Origin of the sequence: Mesorhizobium sp. NFR06 (assembly GCF_900115245.1) — a bacterium.
In the GTDB taxonomy this organism is placed as follows: domain Bacteria; phylum Pseudomonadota; class Alphaproteobacteria; order Rhizobiales; family Rhizobiaceae; genus Mesorhizobium.
In genome coordinates this window covers 110,050-125,451 of sequence record NZ_FOVT01000010.1, presented here as the reverse complement: position 1 = coordinate 125,451, position 15,402 = coordinate 110,050, and the positions used below count along the sequence as shown (strand labels likewise).

At 65.3% G+C, this 15,402-nt stretch carries 16 protein-coding genes and 1 pseudogene; 12 read left to right on the top strand and 5 right to left on the bottom strand.

Features of this window, described 5'->3' with window-relative positions:
- Positions 1–151: 151 nt before the first annotated feature.
- Together F3H96_RS18690 and F3H96_RS18685 are read right to left on the bottom strand one after the other, a co-directional pair.
- Positions 152–1,321 (bottom strand): PLP-dependent aspartate aminotransferase family protein, encoded by a 1,170-nt coding sequence (locus F3H96_RS18690; protein ID WP_149803202.1) that lies wholly within the window; start codon positions 1,319–1,321, stop codon positions 152–154.
- Positions 1,318–2,742, bottom strand: coding sequence for a pyridoxal-phosphate dependent enzyme (locus F3H96_RS18685; protein WP_149803201.1), 1,425 nt, complete (start codon positions 2,740–2,742; stop codon positions 1,318–1,320). Before F3H96_RS18685 ends, F3H96_RS18690 begins: the two co-directional genes overlap by 4 nt.
- 217 nt (positions 2,743–2,959) lie before the next feature.
- On the opposite strand from F3H96_RS18685, the gene F3H96_RS18680 reads away from it, so the two are divergent.
- Together F3H96_RS18680 and F3H96_RS18675 are read left to right on the top strand one after the other, a co-directional pair.
- Positions 2,960–3,289, top strand: a complete 330-nt coding sequence (locus tag F3H96_RS18680; protein ID WP_149803200.1) for a hypothetical protein — start codon at positions 2,960–2,962, stop codon at positions 3,287–3,289.
- Positions 3,286–3,933 carry a cysteine hydrolase gene (locus tag F3H96_RS18675; RefSeq protein WP_149803199.1) on the top strand — a complete coding sequence of 216 codons (648 nt, stop codon included), beginning with the start codon at positions 3,286–3,288 and terminating at the stop codon, positions 3,931–3,933. Before F3H96_RS18680 ends, F3H96_RS18675 begins: the two co-directional genes overlap by 4 nt.
- A gap of 3 nt (positions 3,934–3,936) precedes the next feature.
- On the opposite strand, the gene F3H96_RS18670 is transcribed toward F3H96_RS18675, so the two are convergent.
- Positions 3,937–4,290: a helix-turn-helix domain-containing protein gene (locus tag F3H96_RS18670; RefSeq protein ID WP_149803198.1), complete on the bottom strand. Its 354-nt coding sequence runs from the start codon at positions 4,288–4,290 to the stop codon at positions 3,937–3,939.
- 110 nt (positions 4,291–4,400) lie between these two features.
- On the opposite strand from F3H96_RS18670, the gene F3H96_RS18665 reads away from it, so the two are divergent.
- A complete protein-coding gene (locus F3H96_RS18665) occupies positions 4,401–5,171 on the top strand; it encodes a type 1 glutamine amidotransferase domain-containing protein (RefSeq protein WP_149803197.1) in 771 nt (256 codons plus the stop codon).
- A 50-nt stretch (positions 5,172–5,221) separates the two neighbouring features.
- On the opposite strand, the gene F3H96_RS18660 is transcribed toward F3H96_RS18665, so the two are convergent.
- A complete protein-coding gene (locus tag F3H96_RS18660) occupies positions 5,222–6,562 on the bottom strand; it encodes an FAD/NAD(P)-binding protein (protein WP_149803196.1) in 1,341 nt (446 codons plus the stop codon).
- 923 nt (positions 6,563–7,485) lie between these two features.
- On the opposite strand from F3H96_RS18660, the pseudogene tauA reads away from it, so the two are divergent.
- From tauA to F3H96_RS18635, 5 genes and pseudogenes are all read left to right on the top strand, one after another.
- Positions 7,486–8,500: pseudogene (gene tauA, locus F3H96_RS18655) on the top strand (taurine ABC transporter substrate-binding protein).
- Between the two features lie 166 nt (positions 8,501–8,666).
- Complete coding sequence (locus F3H96_RS18650) at positions 8,667–9,440, top strand: taurine ABC transporter ATP-binding protein (RefSeq protein ID WP_149803195.1); 774 nt, start codon at positions 8,667–8,669, stop codon at positions 9,438–9,440.
- Entirely contained in the window at positions 9,437–10,297 is an 861-nt protein-coding gene (locus tag F3H96_RS18645; protein WP_149803194.1) for an ABC transporter permease subunit, read from the top strand. The genes F3H96_RS18650 and F3H96_RS18645 overlap by 4 nt, the downstream gene beginning before the upstream one ends.
- A 20-nt stretch (positions 10,298–10,317) precedes the next feature.
- Positions 10,318–10,503 carry a hypothetical protein gene (locus F3H96_RS18640; RefSeq protein WP_149803193.1) on the top strand — a complete coding sequence of 62 codons (186 nt, stop codon included), beginning with the start codon at positions 10,318–10,320 and terminating at the stop codon, positions 10,501–10,503.
- 42 nt (positions 10,504–10,545) lie between these two features.
- The gene (locus tag F3H96_RS18635; protein ID WP_149803192.1) at positions 10,546–11,484 is read left to right on the top strand and encodes a TauD/TfdA family dioxygenase; all 939 of its coding nucleotides are present in this window, start codon (positions 10,546–10,548) and stop codon (positions 11,482–11,484) included.
- A gap of 170 nt (positions 11,485–11,654) precedes the next feature.
- On the opposite strand, the gene F3H96_RS18630 is transcribed toward F3H96_RS18635, so the two are convergent.
- Complete coding sequence (locus tag F3H96_RS18630; RefSeq protein WP_149803191.1) at positions 11,655–11,840, bottom strand: hypothetical protein; 186 nt, start codon at positions 11,838–11,840, stop codon at positions 11,655–11,657.
- Positions 11,841–12,148: 308 nt separating this feature from the next.
- Here F3H96_RS18630 and F3H96_RS18625 point away from each other — a divergent pair, with 308 nt between their 5' ends.
- The 4 genes from F3H96_RS18625 (at position 12,149) to F3H96_RS18610 (ending at position 15,304) form a co-directional block, all read left to right on the top strand.
- Complete coding sequence (locus F3H96_RS18625) at positions 12,149–12,511, top strand: septal ring lytic transglycosylase RlpA family protein (protein WP_149803190.1); 363 nt, start codon at positions 12,149–12,151, stop codon at positions 12,509–12,511.
- A 286-nt stretch (positions 12,512–12,797) separates the two neighbouring features.
- Entirely contained in the window at positions 12,798–14,075 is a 1,278-nt protein-coding gene (locus F3H96_RS18620; protein WP_149803189.1) for a polyhydroxyalkanoate depolymerase, read from the top strand.
- Between the two features lie 201 nt (positions 14,076–14,276).
- A complete protein-coding gene (locus F3H96_RS18615) occupies positions 14,277–14,894 on the top strand; it encodes a transglutaminase-like cysteine peptidase (RefSeq protein ID WP_149803188.1) in 618 nt (205 codons plus the stop codon).
- A 158-nt stretch (positions 14,895–15,052) separates the two neighbouring features.
- Positions 15,053–15,304 carry a hypothetical protein gene (locus tag F3H96_RS18610; protein WP_149803187.1) on the top strand — a complete coding sequence of 84 codons (252 nt, stop codon included), beginning with the start codon at positions 15,053–15,055 and terminating at the stop codon, positions 15,302–15,304.
- Positions 15,305–15,402: the final 98 nt, after the last annotated feature.

Here is a 15,402-nt window from a genome sequence, read left to right as displayed (position 1 = left end):
TCCCCCACAAGGGGGGAGATCAGACAGCGCACCGGCTTTCGCCAATCGCCAACGTCGCAGAATGAGCGGGCGCCGAAACTGCCAATCTCCCCCCTCGTGGGGGAGATGTCCGGCAGGACAGAGGGGGCGCGAAGGATCTCGGCGAAGCCGTTTAGCCGGCCAACGCCTGCTCCAGATCCGCGATCAGATCGTCGCCGTCCTCGATCCCACAGGACAGCCGCACCAGCGAATCGGAAATGCCGATCGCCGCGCGGTTTTCCGCCGGGATCGAGCCGTGCGTCATCAGTGCCGGGCTTTCGATCAGGCTTTCGACGCCGCCGAGGCTTTCGGCCAGCGTGAAGAGCTGCGTGCGTTCGAGAAAGCGTTTTGTCCCCGCAAGATCCCGGTCGAGATCGACCGAGATCATGCCGCCGAAGGCGTGCATCTGGCGTTTGGCGATCTCGCGCTGCGGATGGCTGGCAAGCCCGGGATAGATGACGCGGCGCACGTCCTTCCGGCCTTCCAGCCACTCAGCGATCTTCAGGCCGTTGGCGGAATGGCGCTCCATCCTGAGCGCCAGGGTCTTGATGCCGCGCAGCGCGAGAAAGCTGTCGAACGGGCCGGAAATGGCGCCGATGGCGTTCTGCAGGAATTTCAGCCGGTCGGCCAAATCCTTGTTGTCGCCGACCACCGCCACGCCGCCGACCATGTCGGAATGGCCGTTGAGATATTTCGTCGTCGAATGCACGACGATGTCGATGCCGAGCTCCAGCGGCCGCTGGATGTAGGGGCTGCAAAAAGTATTGTCGGCGACGGTGATCAGGCCCTTGCGCCTGGCGAGCGCGGCGAGGGCTTCGAGATCGACGATGCGCAGCAGCGGATTGGTCGGCGACTCGACCCAAAGCAGCTTTGTCTCGGGGCGGATCGCGGCTTCGACCGCGGCAAGGTCGGTGCAGTCGGCAAAACTGACCTGCAGGCCCGCCGAGCGCTTGCGCACCCGCTCCATCAAGCGAAAGGAACCGCCATAGATGTCGTCGGTGGCCACGACATGGGCGCCGGCATCGAACAGCTCGAGCACCGTGCCGATCGCCGCCAGGCCGGAGGCGAAGGCGAAGGCGGCCGTGCCGCTTTCGAGATCGGCGACCGCGCGCTCGAAGGCGAAGCGCGTCGGGTTCTGGCTGCGGGCATATTCAAAGCCCTTGTGCACGCCGGGCGACTGCTGGCCGTAGGTGGAGGTGGCGTAGATCGGCACCATCACCGCGCCGGTCAGCGGATCGTGACTCTGGCCGCCATGGATGGTGCGGGTGGAAAAGGCCAGGCGGTTCTTGCCGGATGTGGTCATTTTGCGCGGCGCCTCAGATGGTTGATCAGGTCGATACGGGTTATCAGGCCGATGAACTCGTCGCCATCGAAGACGATGGCGACCTCGTTGCGGTCGAAGACCGGCAGCAGCGCATCGAGCGTCTGGCTGGCCTGCAGCGTGTGCAGGTTCGACGTCATGGCGGTGCGTACCGGAGCGTTGAAGCGGTCCCAGCGGCCGTCATAGGGGCCGTCGACCTTAGCCAGGATATCGCTCTCGTCGACGATGCCGACCAGCTTGCCGTCGTCCAGCACCGGCAACTGCGAGACGTCGGAACGGCGCATGCGGCCATAGGCGTTGAGCAGGGTTTCCTCCGGACCAACGGTCACGATGTCGCCGGTGCGCGGCGAGCGCATGACCAGGTCGCGCAGATCGCCATGCTGTTCGTGGTCGGCAAGGCCCTGCTCGGCCAGCCAGATATCGTCGAATACTTTCGAAAGATATTTGTTGCCGCTGTCGCAGACGAGGGTAACGACGCGCTTCGGCGCCGTCTGCTCCCGGCAATAGCGCAGTGCCGCCGACAAAAGCGTGCCCGAGGACGAGCCTGCCAGGATGCCTTCGCGGGAGAGCAGATCGCGCACCGCCAGCATGCTCTGCTTGTCGGGGATGGAATAGGCTTTCCTGACCAGCGAGAGGTCGGCATTGGGCGGCACGAAATCCTCGCCGATGCCTTCCACGGTCCAGCTGCCGGCCTCTTCCATCTTGCCGGTCTTGATCAGCGGCGCCAGCACCGAGCCGACCGGATCGGCGAGCACCATCTCGGTCTTGGGCGAGTGTTTGGCGAAGTAGCGGCCGAGGCCGGTCAGCGTGCCGCCGGAGCCGACGCCGACCACCACCGCGTCGACATCGCCATTCAGCTGCGAAAAGATTTCCGGACCGGTGGTGGTCTCGTGCGCCAGCGGGTTGGCCGGATTGGCGAACTGGTTGGCATAGAAGGCGCCGGGCAATTCGGAAGCGATCTTCTCGGCCATGTCCTGATAATATTCGGGATGGCCCTTGCCGACATCGGAGCGGGTCATGCGCACCTCGGCGCCCAGCGCCCGCAGATGCTGGATTTTTTCGCGCGACATCTTGTCGGGCACGACGAGGATGATGCGGTAGCCTTTCGGAATGCCGACCTGGGCGAGGCCGAGGCCGGTGTTGCCGGCCGTGGCCTCGACGATCGCGCCGCCGGGCTTCAGCCGGCCATCCTTCTCGGCCGCCGCGATCATCGACAGCGCGATGCGGTCCTTGATCGAGCCGCCGGGGTTCTGGCTTTCGAGCTTGATGAACAGCCGGCATTTGCCGGTGTCGAATTTGGTCAGCTCGACGATCGGCGTCTGGCCGATCAGATCGAGCACCGAGCCGTAAGGCGGACGCAAACGGGACAGGCCGGCATCGGACGCTTTCTTGTGCTCGCTCATCTTCAGATGCTCCACAACCGGCCGACCGCCCACAGAGGGATCAGCGTACCGTCTTTTCCAGCCCTTCGCTGCACGAAAGAAGATAGATCGTGCCAAACCGGCGGCCAGCAGGGGAATGGAATTCCATCCACTTCAACGCACCATCTCGTTCGTTGCCGGCGCCGATTTTGCCATGCTAGCCGAATGCAGCGCGGGACGAACTGCCAAGGAGCGGCCGATGAAGATTCTTGCCTATGACAATTTCAAGCCCGGCGTCACGCTCGACGACCTGCGGCCTTATCTGCGCGACGAGGTCTCGAATGTCTGGCGGCTGTGGAAGGCGGGCATCGTGCGCGAGAACTATGCGCGCGCCGATGTCGGCGGCGTCATCATCGTCTTCGAGCTCGACAGCGTCGAGCAGGCGATGCGCTACACCGACGATTTCCCGCTGTCCAAGGCCGGGCTGCTGGAATGGCACTTCATCGCCTTCGACGCGCCGCTGCCGCTCGAATTCCTATTCGACCCGAGCGTCGACATCGCCAAGCCCTGGGATCGGACGGCGGCATGATCCGGTCGCGCGAAGGCATCGAGATCCTGGCCGGCCTCGCCGAATGGTGCGACCCGCGCCGCATGGCGCTGGTCGTCTATGACATGCAGGTCGGCATCTGCCGCCAGGTCGAAGGCGCGGCGGCGATCGTCGAGCGCACCGGCACGGCGCTGGAAGCCGCGCGCTCGGCAGGCATGCGGGTGGCGTTCACGCGTCACCTCTCCCTGCCGCGCAAATGGATGGGCGCAACGCAGCTGCGCACCGCCATGGCCTGGCAACGCCGCGACGCCCCCGATGCGGTCGAGCCGTGGTTCCCGCGCGATGCCGAGGCGACACGGATCGTGCCGGAGCTGGAGCCGCGCGGCGACGAGGCGGTGTTCGACAAGCTGACCATGTCGGCTTTCGATTCCACCTCGCTCGGCTTTGCGCTGCGCGATTGCGGCGTGCGGGCGGTAGCACTTGCCGGCATCGCCATGGAGATCGGCATCGAGCCGACCGCGCGGCAGGCGACCGACAACGGCTTCGTCGCCGTCGTGATCGAGGACGCCTGCGGCTTCGGCAACAAGGAAGCACGCGACCGCTCGATGGCGACGCTGCGCTTCCTCGGCGAAGCGGTCGTCACCGATGTTGCGGGCTTTTGCGGCGCGCTCGCCAATGCGGCTTGAATGTCAGGCCGCCGCCTCGATGTCGGTGCGGAAGCGCACGCCTTCGGCCCGGCCATGCAAGGAGCCCCAGTCGTAGAGCGCCTGGAGCGCGGCGGCAAGATCGCGGCCGCGCTCGGTCACGGCATAGCGCGCCTTGCCGTCGGGCGCGTTTTCGAGCGTGACGAAGCCGATCTCGACCAGATCGGCCAGGCGCTGCGTCAGCATCTTGTCCGAGAGCGAGGGGATCAGCCGCCGCAGTTCGGAATAGCGCAGCGGCTGCTCCTTTAGGCGCGCCAGGATCACCGTCTTCCACTTGCCGCCCAAAGCGTCGAGCGCGAACTCGACCGGGCAGCCATACAGTCTACCGCGTTGTGTCATCTCGCGATCCTAGGCAAGGACCTGGCGCGGCGAAAGCGGAAATTACCTGGACATGTGGCGAGGCGACTGGGCGCGCTGTCCGGCATAGTCTTCATCAAGGAGGAGCCATCATGAGTGTGCGGGACCCGAACCCGGTCAATGCGGGCAAGCCGAAGAGCGTGGCGATCGTCATCGCCAACCCGGCCGTCTCGACCACGACGGGATGGCCGGTCGGCTTCTGGTGGAGCGAGCTCACCCATCCCTGGTTCGCCTTCACCGAGCGCGGCTACGAGGTCGAGATCTTTTCGCCGGACGGCGGCAAATGCGAGGCCGACGCGCTGAGCGATCCGCGCGATCCGTCCGGCTATTCGCAGAGCGACCTGATCTCGCTCGGCTTCTTGTCGAAGCCGAAGCTCGGAGCCCTGGTCGACAACACGCGGCCGGCGAGCGAGATCGATGTCGACCGCTTCGACGCCATCGTCGTCGCCGGCGGCCAGTCGCCGATGTTCACCTATGAGCGCGCGACCGACCTGCAGCGGACTTTCGTCGCCTTCCACGACGCCGGCAAGGTCGCCGCCGCGCTCTGCCACGGCACGGCGATCCTGCGCTATGCCAGGCGCGCCGACGGAACGTTGCTTGCCGCCGGCAAGACAGTCACCGGCTTTGCGAATGTCGAGGAGGATTTCGCCGACAGCGCCACCTGGGACATGGGCGCGCTCGAACGCGGCCGGCATCTGATGCCGTGGCGGATCGAGGACGAGCTGAGGGCGGTCGGCGCCAACTACATCCAGGCCGGCTTGTGGCGCGGCTTTGCCGTGCGCGACGGCAACCTCATCACCGGACAGCAGAATTTTTCAGGCGCCGAGACTGCGCGACTGGTCTGTGAGGCGCTGGGCGGTTGACGGCCGGCAATTCCGGACGGAAACCGTTACACACTTTTCCTGGAATTGCTCTAGCCGAGCAACAGCTTGCCGAGTCTCGCGCATTGGACGCGGATGTCGGGGATGGCGTCGATCTCGAAAAACGTGCCGCGCGTCAGCGGCCCGACGGCCAGCAGCTTCGACGACACCGCGCCGTCGGCCGCGATCAGCTCGCATTTGGCGGTGACGTCGAGGCCGAGGCGCAGCGGATCCGGCCGCGCCAGCCCGCGCTCGACCAGAGCGCGCACGACGCCGTTCGACGTCCTCGAGATGTCGCGGGCAATGCCCATGCAGTCATAGATGCGCGCGACGTCGAGAGTTTCGCTCTCCTGGGTGCCGCGCGGCTGGATTTTCACGTTGAAGCCGTTGTCCGGCGCGACATCGACGACCCTGCCGGCGATGAGGAGAAGGCGGCCTGAGCGAACCGCTTCGGTGACGCGTTGGTAGACCTCCGGCGCCATGCGGTGGCGGTGGATGTCCCACCAGGCCTTGGTGTGCTCGACGAAGCGGCGTTTCGCCGACGACGGCCAGTTCTGCCAGATCGTCTGGTTGAAGGGTCTCAGGCCGTCGACGACGTCGCGCCAGTCGCCACCGGCCTTCTGGTTCTCGCGGATCAAATTGCGGAACCAGCCGACGAAATAGGAAAGCTGGGTGCCGAGCGGGATGTCGGCGACATCGAGCTTGATCGGATTGCCCTTGCGGTGCGGCGACGGCAGCAGCCCGCGCCGCGACACCGCGACGATGGCGCCGCGATGGCCGCGCTGTTGCAGCGACAGGAAGGCATCGACCATGCTCAAACCCGTGCCGAGCAGCAGGACGGAAGCCTCGGGATCGAGCGCGGTGTCGGCCTCCGATCCCATGCGAATGGCGTGGCCCTGGAAGGCGCCGGGCTGCTCGTCGTGACCGGTGGCCAAAACGGCAAGATGGCCGACGACGCTGGTGCCATTGGCCAAGGCCACCTCGACGCCGGACGAGGTCGGCGCGATCGACAGGCTCTCCTCGCGGATCAGCCGCAGCCGGCCTGTCTCGCGCTCGCGCTGCTCGAGGCCTTCGAGCAGCTCCTGCAGATAACGGGCATAGAGGCTGCGCGGCGCGTAGAACGGCCCCTGGTCGGCTTTGGCCAGACCACGCTCCAGCACCCAGCGCGCGAAATGCGTCGGGTCGTCGGCATAGGCGCTCATGCCGGAGGCGTTGACGTTGAGCACATGCGCCGAAAGCAGCGTCGAATAGGCCATCCCCTGGCCGAAATGCGGCCGCTTCTCGATCAGCGTGACGCGCAGTTCAGGATTGGCCGATTTCAACAGATGCGCCGCCAGCACGGCGCCGCTGGCTCCGCCGCCGACAATGATGATGGAGTTGCCGCGTCCAACCATGGTTGCGAGCCGAAACGTGACGGGGCGATCAGCGCGCGGCCGTCGCCGCGAGCGGCCTCGGCCGCAGGCCACGAACGATCGCCGGGGCGTTCTTCAGAAGGTCGCGCATCGTTCTCTCTCACTCCCAATGTTGATAAGATTACTATACTAACCGAGCTGGGCACGAAACGTGAGTTCTAAATCGCCTGTATTTTGAAGCATGAATTTGCTGAGATGAGCTGACAGGAGGATTTTTCATTCGGCGGAGGTCCGCGGAGCGGAGCGCAGACGCTAGGATCCATGCCGTTACTTTCGAGACAAATGCTGCGGTTCAGAAGGGGAAGCCATGGCGGCGCCTTCTAGGTAGGATCGTTCTGCACCGTAGCATCGCTCATATCTCACGGCATGGATTCTAGGGTCTGCACGTCGCTTCGCTCCTTGCTCCGCCCTAGAATGACGACCGGACGGACACGCCTCGGTAAATCGCGGACGTTGGCGCTGTGCTGAAGGTGGTGGCGGGTTGAGCGGCCGCTTCCGCGCCAACCTGCGCGGTTAGCCGAATCCTCCGTCACGTCGTCATACTCGGGCTTGACCTGAGTATCCATGCCGTGACCGCTGCCGCAGGGCGCAACGGCGTAGAATTCTGTAACCGTTGCAACGCCTTAGCATAACGGCATGGATTCTAGGGTCTGCGCGCGTCGCTACGCTCCTTGCTCCGCCCTAGAATGACGACTGCGCGGACGGCTCTGCCAAGTGCCAAAGACGACGGAGAGCGCGGGTCGCGCTCCTTACCAGCCACCCGCGACCTTCCTTTTGCGCTTCCGCCGCCGGTACCCGGCGACACTTTCCAACAACGCCGCCTTCGTTAGAAGGATTTAACTCTACAAACCCGATAGAATTAGCAGACGATGGAAAGGCAATCCGGTTTTTTCAGGGAGCCTTTCATGTCAATCGTATCACGACGCATTCTGCTTTTCTCGTCGGCGGCGCTTACGGCTGCCGTCCTGCTCGGTCCGGCCAGCGCCGAGGATCTCAAGATCACCATCGGCTACCAGACGGTGGTCGAGCCCTCAAAGGTGCCGCAGTCCGACGGCGCCTATGAGAAGGCGACCAAGGCCACGATCGACTGGCGCAAGTTCGATTCCGGCGCCGATGTCATCGCCGCCATCGCTTCAGGCTCTGTCGATATCGGCTATGTCGGCTCCAGTCCGCTGGCCGCGGCCGCCAGCCGCGAGCTGCCGATCGAGACCATCTTCGTCGTCGGCCTGATCGGTCCGTCGGAAGCGCTGGTCGCGCGCAACGGCGCCGGCATCGAGAAGGTCGCCGACCTCGCCGGCAAGAAAGTGGCCGTGCCGTTCGTGTCGACCACGCATTACAGCCTGCTCGCAGCGCTGAAGCATGAGGGCGTCGATTCCGAAGTCGGTCCAGATCCTCAATCTGAGGCCGCCGGAGATCGCCGCCGCCTTCGCGCGCGGCGACATCGACGCGGCCTATGTCTGGGACCCGGCGCTCGGCCAGGTGAAGACGTCCGGCAAGGTGGTGCTGGACTCCTCACAGGTGGCCGCCTGGGGCGCGCCGACTTTCGACGCCTGGATCGTACGCGCCGACTTTGCCGAGAAGCACCCCGAGGCGGTGCGCGACTTCGTCAAGGTGACCGGCGAGGCCTATGCCCGGTTCCTCGCCAAGCCCGAGGCCTGGTCGGTGTCCTCGCCCGAGGCCGGCAAGATCGCCAAGCTGACCGGCGCCAGGCTGGAAGAGGTGCCGGAGCTGCTCAAGGGCTATGTCTTCCCGTCGCTCGACGAGCAGGCCTCGGACAGGTTCCTCGGCGGCGGCACGGTCAAGGCGATCGCGGCGACGTCCGCCTTCCTCAAGGAGCAGGGCAAGATCGACTCCGTGCTGCCCGACTATTCGAAATACGTGACCTCGAAATATGCCGGCGAGGCGCTCGCCTCGAACTGAGCTTCTCCACGCAATTTCGGGAAGGACGACCGCCCTTCCGGGAATTGCCGAGCAAGCGCGGCCTTCCCAGGCCTTGCGCTTGCCTGTCCCGGGACCGCTTACGAGGCGCGGTCCCGGGGCGGGGCCCGTTTAACCAACGCCCTGATCCAGCGGAGCTTCGATCCCATTGCCGCATCTCGTTCTCGACAAGGTCAGTGTCCATTATGACGGCCAGCCGGCGCCGGCGGTCGAGCGCGTTTCGCTCGATATCGGTAAGGACGATTTCGTCGTGCTGGTCGGCCGTTCCGGCTGCGGCAAAACCTCGCTGCTCAACGTGGCCGCCGGTCTGGTCGAGCCCGCGTGGGGCAAGGCCACGATCGACGGGCGGCCGATCACCGCGCCTGGACCCGATCGCGCCGTGGTGTTCCAGAACGACGCGCTGTTTCCCTGGCTGACGGCACGAGAGAATGTCGCCTTCGCGCTCCGCCTGCATGGCGTATCCGCCGACGCAAGGGCGCGGCGCGCCGACGAGCTGCTGTCGCTGGTCAAGCTCGGCGACGCCGGCGACAAGCGCATCTGGGAGCTTTCCGGCGGCATGCGCCAGCGCGTCGGCCTTGCCCGCGCCTTGGCCGCCGAGCCCGAATTCCTTCTGCTCGACGAGCCGCTCGGAGCGCTCGATGCGCTGACGCGCGAGCGCATGCAGACGACGCTGCTCGATCTGTGGGGGGCAAGCCGCGTCGGCGTGCTGATGGTCACCCACGGCATCGAGGAAGCGCTGGTGCTTGCCACCCGCGTCGTCGTGCTGGCGCCGGGACCCGGCCACGTGGTGCGGACATTCGAGACGCATTTCGGCCGCCGCTATGCGGCCGGCGAGCCGATCCGCGCGATCAAGGCGGATCCAGTCTTTGCCGCGGCCCGCGCGGACCTGACCGACGCGATCTTCGAAGGAGAGGCGGCATGAGCGTCGGCACCTATAGCGAACGCCCCGGCGCCAAGCCCGGCGAGAATGACGGGTTCTCCGTGCCATGGTCGCGGCCGCGGCCGAAACGGGTGGTCATTTCCGTAAGGCTGGTCAGCGCGATCACCATCCTCATGCTGTTGGCCGCCTGGACGGTGTCGGCCTCGCTGCAGCTGGTGTCGCCGGTCTTCCTGCCCTCGCCGGCCGCCGTCTGGGCCAAATTCGTCGTCGTTGCCCGCGACGGTTTCGTCGATGCGACATTGCTCCAGCACCTCGTCGCGTCGCTCGGTCGGGTCTTCGCGGCGCTGATCGCCGCGATCGTCGTCGGCGTGCCGGTCGGCCTTGCCATCGGCGTCAGCAGGATCGGGCGCGGCGTGTTCGATCCGCTGCTCGAGTTCCTGCGACCGATCCCGCCGCTCGCCTATCTGCCGCTGATCGTCATCTGGTTCGGCATCGGCGAGCCGTCGAAGATCCTGGTGATCGCCATCGCCATGTTGGCGCCGGTGGCGCTCTCGACCGCTGCCGGCGTACGCGGCGTTTCGCGCGAGCGCATCGATGCGGCGCGTTCGATGGGCGCAACCCGAAGCCAGCTCATCCGCCACGTGGTGCTGCCCAGCGCCCTGCCGTCGATCCTCACCGGCCTGCGCATCGCGCTCGGCGCCGGCTGGTCGACGCTGGTCGCGGCCGAACTGGTCGCGGCGACGCGCGGGCTCGGCTTCATGATCCAGTCGGCGGCGCAGTTCCTGGTCACCGACGTGGTGGTGATGGGCATTCTGGTGATCGCGATGGTCGCGTTCGCGCTCGAATTCGTCATCCGCCGGATCGAGCGGGCGCTGGTGCCCTGGGCCGGGCGGGAATGAACGGAGCGAAGGAGAAGACGATGACCCATTCCACCGCCGTGCTGTTCGCCCATGTCGGCACATGGTTGTTGCGTCTCCACGCCGGCGACAGGCGACCGCAGGACCAGCCGAAATCGCCGACGGCGGTGCTGCCTGCCGGCGAGCGCGACCGGCCGCCGCCGCGCGACGAAAGCTTATACTGGGCCTGGCAGTACTGGTCCCACTGATCGATCCCGTCTTTTTCCCCGAAGAGCAACCAGGAGAGTGCCATGAGCAATCCAGTCGCTGTCCACCATGTCGACCAGATCCTCGCCGCGACCGATATCGTTCCCTTGACGGCCCGCGTCGGAGCCGAAATCAGAGGCATTCGCCTCGGCGGAGCCCTGTCGGACGCCACCATCGCATCGATCAACCAGCTGCTGTTGAAGCACAAGGTCGTGTTCTTCCGCGGCCAGCAGCATCTCGACGATTCGCAGCATGAGTTGTTCGCGCGGCGCCTCGGCGATCTCGTGCCCCATCCCACGCAAGGGCCGGTGGCGGGGACGGCCTCGATCCTCAATCTCGATTCGAGCCGCGGCGGCGGCCGCGCCGACCAATGGCACACGGACGTCACCTTCGTGGACGCCTATCCGAAATTCTCCGTGCTGCGCGGCGTCGTCATCCCCGCGGCTGGAGGCGATACCATCTGGTCCAACACGCAGGCCGCGTATGACAGCCTGCCGGCGCCGCTCAGGCTCCTGGCGGACAATCTCTGGGCCATCCACAGCAATGCCTATGATTATGCCGCCGTGCGCCCCCGCGCCTCGGCCGAGGAACGGAAGCATTTCGAGGAGGTCTTCACCTCGACCGTCTACGAGACCGAACATCCTGTCGTGCGCGTGCATCCGGAGACCGGCGAGCGGTCGCTGCTGCTCGGCAATTTCGTCCAGCGCTTCGTCGGCCTGTCGAAGAGCGACTCCGCGAAACTTTACGAGCTGTTCCAGAGCTATGTGACGACGCCTGAGAATACGGTGCGATGGCGGTGGCAGGCCGGTGACGTCGCGATCTGGGACAACCGGGCCACGCAGCATTACGCGGTGAACGACTATGGCGGCGAGCACCGGATCGTGCGCCGCGCCACCGTCGACGGCGACGTGCCGGTCAGCGTCGACGGACGCCGCAGCGTCACCCACGTCAAGTCAGCCAAGCCGGCGGCAAAGGCCGCCTGACCCGCCGGGCGCCGCTACTCGTTGCCCTCGAGCGGTTCACCGTCCCACTGAACGGTGAATCGCTCTATTCCTGTGTCTCGACGCAATCTCCGGCCGGAAGACGGCGGCGATGACGCCGCCTCACAGGCCCCTGGAATACCGGCGCGGCGCCAGCTCCCGGTGCGCGGTCGTCAGATTCGCGAGCGGCTCGCCCAGCTCAACCCGACGACGCCGACCAGCATGGTGATGAGCCCGACATAGAGCCATTGTGTCTGGCCGGTCATGAAGCTGCCCTTGACCAGGCCGAGGCCCTGCAGCGACCACAGCGCGCCGATGCCAAGCACGACCAGCGCCAGCACAAACCTGATCAATCGCATCGGCTGAACCCTCTGTGAAAGTCGATCCTGAAAGGTGACAGGGACGCAACAAAAGACGCGGAGGAACTGAAGCAGTTCCGTCCCCCTCTACTTGACTCCTGAGGACCGATCTTGCCCGGAACGTCCCGGTTGTCGGTCCGATATTCATCGAGAATACGCCTTCTTGGTGCCGGAAATATCATGACAAACTGTTTCGCGGCGACTCCAAACGTGTGCCGTCGCCACGGAACCGCCAGATGGTTGCCGCATTTCCCGCCTCATTCGGCACTTAGGCGGGGCTATCTAGTAACGGAGCCACCCCCCAAAAGATGAAGAAAACCAACCAGACCGCGCTTGTCGCGGTGACGATCGCGGCTGGCCTGATGGCTGGCGCGTCGTCGGCCTCCTCCGCCGCCGCGCAGTGCGGCCGCGCATCCTGGTATGCCCTGCATTCCCGAACCGCCTCGGGGGAACGCATGAACCCCTCGGCGCTGACTGCCGCCCACCGCAGCCTGCCTTTCGGCACCAGGCTCAAGGTCACCAACAAGGACAATGGTCGCAGCGTCGTCGTGCGCATCAACGACCGCGGCCCGTTCGTGAAGGGACGCGTGCTCGATCTCTCCCGCGGGGCCGCGAGCCAGCTCGGTTTCATCGGTTCGGGCCACACCGCCGTCTGCATGGCGCGCGTCTGAGCCGTCCGTCTGCCGGACCATCATCCTGCGCCGCCGCCCATCGGTTCGGGGATCATGGCCGTCTCCGGCTCGACGGACCGGACACATATCTTTCACATTTCTGCAGCGCACATTGAGCCGGCTCGCTCGCGCAAGGCCGGTTTTCAACAGGTTGAACGAAAGTTGCATTCGTCAGACAAAATGACGTATTGCATCGCAACAATATCTTGTTAACCTCCGCGCGAGACATTCAAGGCTCGGCGCTGTCCGTCGTCCCTTTGGTCGTCGGACGGCAGCGGGGTTCGCGATGTTCTACCAGCTCTACGAAATGAACCATGCGGCGCTGCAGCCGGCCCGCCTCTATGCCGACGCCGTCCGGCTGTTCTACTCAAATCCGCTCAATCCGATCTCGCACACCACCTTCGGCCGCTCGGTCGCGGCGGGCGCCGAGCTGTTCGAGCGCACGACCCGCCGCTACGGCAAGCCGCGATTCGGCCTGGACAAGACCGTGGTCGACTGGAAAAGCGTCGACGTCACGGAAAAGACGGTCTGGTCGAAGCCGTTCTGCGATCTCATCCGCTTCGAACGCGCCGTGCCGGCCGGCCGCAAGCCCGATCCCAAGCTGCTGATCGTGGCGCCGATGTCGGGTCACTACGCGACGCTGCTGCGCGGCACGGTCGAGGCGATGCTGCCTCACGCCGACGTGCATATCACCGACTGGGTCGATGCCCGCATGGTGCCGGCGGCGCAAGGCGGCTTCGATCTCGACGACTATATCGACTATGTCATCGAGATGTTCCATGCGCTCGGCCCCGACACGCATGTGATGGCGGTGTGCCAGCCTTCGGTGCCGGTGCTGGCGGCGGTGGCGCTGATGGAAAAGCGCGGCGATCCCTTCGTGCCCGCCACCATGACGCTGATGGGCGGCCCGGTCGACACGCGCCGCAATCCGACCGCGGTCAATCTCCTGGCCAAGGAGAAGGGCATCAACTGGTTCCGCGACAACGTCGTCATGCAGGCGCCCTGGCCGGTGCCGGGCTTCGGCCGCGAGGTCTATCCCGGCTTCCTGCAGCTCTCGGGCTTCATGAGCATGAACCTCGACCGCCACATCATCGCCCACAAGGACTTCTTCATGCACCTTGTGAAGAATGACGGCGACAACGCCGAAAAGCATCGCGACTTCTATGACGAGTACCTGGCGGTAATGGACCTGACGGCGGAATTCTACCTGCAGACGGTCGACACCGTGTTCGTGCGCCATGCTTTGCCGAAGGGCGAGATGACGCATCGCGGCGAGCCGGTCGATCCGAAGGCGATCCGCAACGTCGCGCTGCTGACCATCGAGGGCGAGAACGACGACATTTCCGGCCTCGGCCAGACCCAGGCCGCGCACGACCTTTGCATCAACATCCCGGCCGACAAGCAAGCGCATTACATGCAGCCGGCCGTCGGCCATTACGGCGTCTTCAACGGCTCGCGCTTCCGCTCGGAGATCGTGCCGCGCATCGTCGACTTCATTTCCAGCTACGGCCGCCAGCACCGGGTGGCGGCGAAGCCGAAACTGGTCCGTTCCGCCAAAAGCTGATTGTCGGGGCAATTCCACGAAAACTGTGAAACGAGCTGCCGCCGCCGGGGATGCCTGTGTTTGCGCCGTGCCGCTGTTGCGAAAACGCCGCTACGGGACCGTCCAGGTAACCATGCCGCCAAACTAGCCGTCGTCTCTAATTGACACGGACTGTAAATCGCCTTTAACCTTTCGTTAATAAAGAACAGGGCGGCGGGGGCAATGATTTCCTCAGCGATAGCGCGGATTCTGCGCTTGTGTTCAGTCGCAGGACTGGCGATTTCGGCTCACTGGGCAGCACCCGCCTGGGCGGCGGGCGCGATGACCACGGGCGGCCTGACCTCGCAGCCGATCGGCCACTACGATTTCTGCAAGTCGAATCCGGGCGAATGCAACATCCGTCCGGTCAATCTCGATCCGGCAAAGATGACGGACGCGCTGTGGCGCAGGCTGACCAGCGTGAGCGCCGGGATCAACGCCGGCGTCAAGCCGATGAGCGATCTCGATCACTACGGCAAGGACGAAGTCTGGGCCTATCCGGACGACGGCTATGGCGACTGCGAGGACTATGTGCTGGAAAAGCGCCGCGTGCTTTACCGCATGGGCATGTCGCTGGCCGACCTGCTGATCACCGTCGTGCGCAAGCCCGACGGCGAGGGCCATTCGGTTTTGACCGTCCGCACCGACAAGGGCGACTATGTGCTCGACAACCTCACCGACAAGGTCAGAGCCTGGGATGCGACGGGCTACCGCTTCCTGAAGCGGCAGGCGATCGACAACACCGGACGCTGGGTGTCGATCCGCGACGGCCAGGCGGTACTGGTCGGCTCGGTGCAGTAGGAACTGACACCCTACTTTCTTCGCGAGGCGCTCCACCGCCTCCGCCGTTGGCGACGAAGCGACGGGACCTCCGAATTTTTTCGCACAACTCCATGAACCGTTTCCGTGCGCTCGGCGACACACAGCCGTGGACAGAAACCCAACCATGGAGACTTCGAATGACCGCCTTTTTGCGAAACACCTTGCTTGCCGCCGTCGCGGTGTCGGCGCTGACCGGATCGGCCCTGGCCGACGACACCGTCAAAAGCTGCGCCAAGAGCAACCTCAACGACCTGTGGAGCGGTCGCTGCTGCAGCGTCAGCAGCGCCAATTGCCTGGGCGGCGGAAACGGCGGCCGCGACCATCACGGCGACAATGGCGGCAATGGCGGCCGTGGCAGCACCAACGGCGCCGGCGCCGGCAAGCCGTGATCTCAAGAGTGAGAAATCGCGAGGGCTGCCTGCGCTGTGGAACGCGAGACCCTCGGCCCTCGCGGCTTCGGCTAGCGCTTTTCACCGTTTCACGGAAA

Bases quoted from the DNA above. Each gene is read 5' to 3' on its own strand.
- F3H96_RS18690 (WP_149803202.1), bottom strand. From the start codon at position 1,321: ATGACCACATCCGGCAAGAACCGCCTGGCCTTTTCCACCCGCACCATC.
- F3H96_RS18685 (WP_149803201.1), bottom strand. From the start codon at position 2,742: ATGAGCGAGCACAAGAAAGCGTCCGATGCCGGCCTGTCCCGTTTGCGT.
- F3H96_RS18680 (WP_149803200.1), top strand. From the start codon at position 2,960: ATGAAGATTCTTGCCTATGACAATTTCAAGCCCGGCGTCACGCTCGAC.
- F3H96_RS18675 (WP_149803199.1), top strand. From the start codon at position 3,286: ATGATCCGGTCGCGCGAAGGCATCGAGATCCTGGCCGGCCTCGCCGAA.
- F3H96_RS18670 (WP_149803198.1), bottom strand. From the start codon at position 4,290: ATGACACAACGCGGTAGACTGTATGGCTGCCCGGTCGAGTTCGCGCTC.
- F3H96_RS18665 (WP_149803197.1), top strand. From the start codon at position 4,401: ATGAGTGTGCGGGACCCGAACCCGGTCAATGCGGGCAAGCCGAAGAGC.
- F3H96_RS18660 (WP_149803196.1), bottom strand. From the start codon at position 6,562: ATGGTTGGACGCGGCAACTCCATCATCATTGTCGGCGGCGGAGCCAGC.
- F3H96_RS18645 (WP_149803194.1), top strand. From the start codon at position 9,437: ATGAGCGTCGGCACCTATAGCGAACGCCCCGGCGCCAAGCCCGGCGAG.
- F3H96_RS18640 (WP_149803193.1), top strand. From the start codon at position 10,318: ATGACCCATTCCACCGCCGTGCTGTTCGCCCATGTCGGCACATGGTTG.
- F3H96_RS18635 (WP_149803192.1), top strand. From the start codon at position 10,546: ATGAGCAATCCAGTCGCTGTCCACCATGTCGACCAGATCCTCGCCGCG.
- F3H96_RS18630 (WP_149803191.1), bottom strand. From the start codon at position 11,840: ATGCGATTGATCAGGTTTGTGCTGGCGCTGGTCGTGCTTGGCATCGGC.
- F3H96_RS18625 (WP_149803190.1), top strand. From the start codon at position 12,149: ATGAAGAAAACCAACCAGACCGCGCTTGTCGCGGTGACGATCGCGGCT.
- F3H96_RS18620 (WP_149803189.1), top strand. From the start codon at position 12,798: ATGTTCTACCAGCTCTACGAAATGAACCATGCGGCGCTGCAGCCGGCC.
- F3H96_RS18615 (WP_149803188.1), top strand. From the start codon at position 14,277: ATGATTTCCTCAGCGATAGCGCGGATTCTGCGCTTGTGTTCAGTCGCA.
- F3H96_RS18610 (WP_149803187.1), top strand. From the start codon at position 15,053: ATGACCGCCTTTTTGCGAAACACCTTGCTTGCCGCCGTCGCGGTGTCG.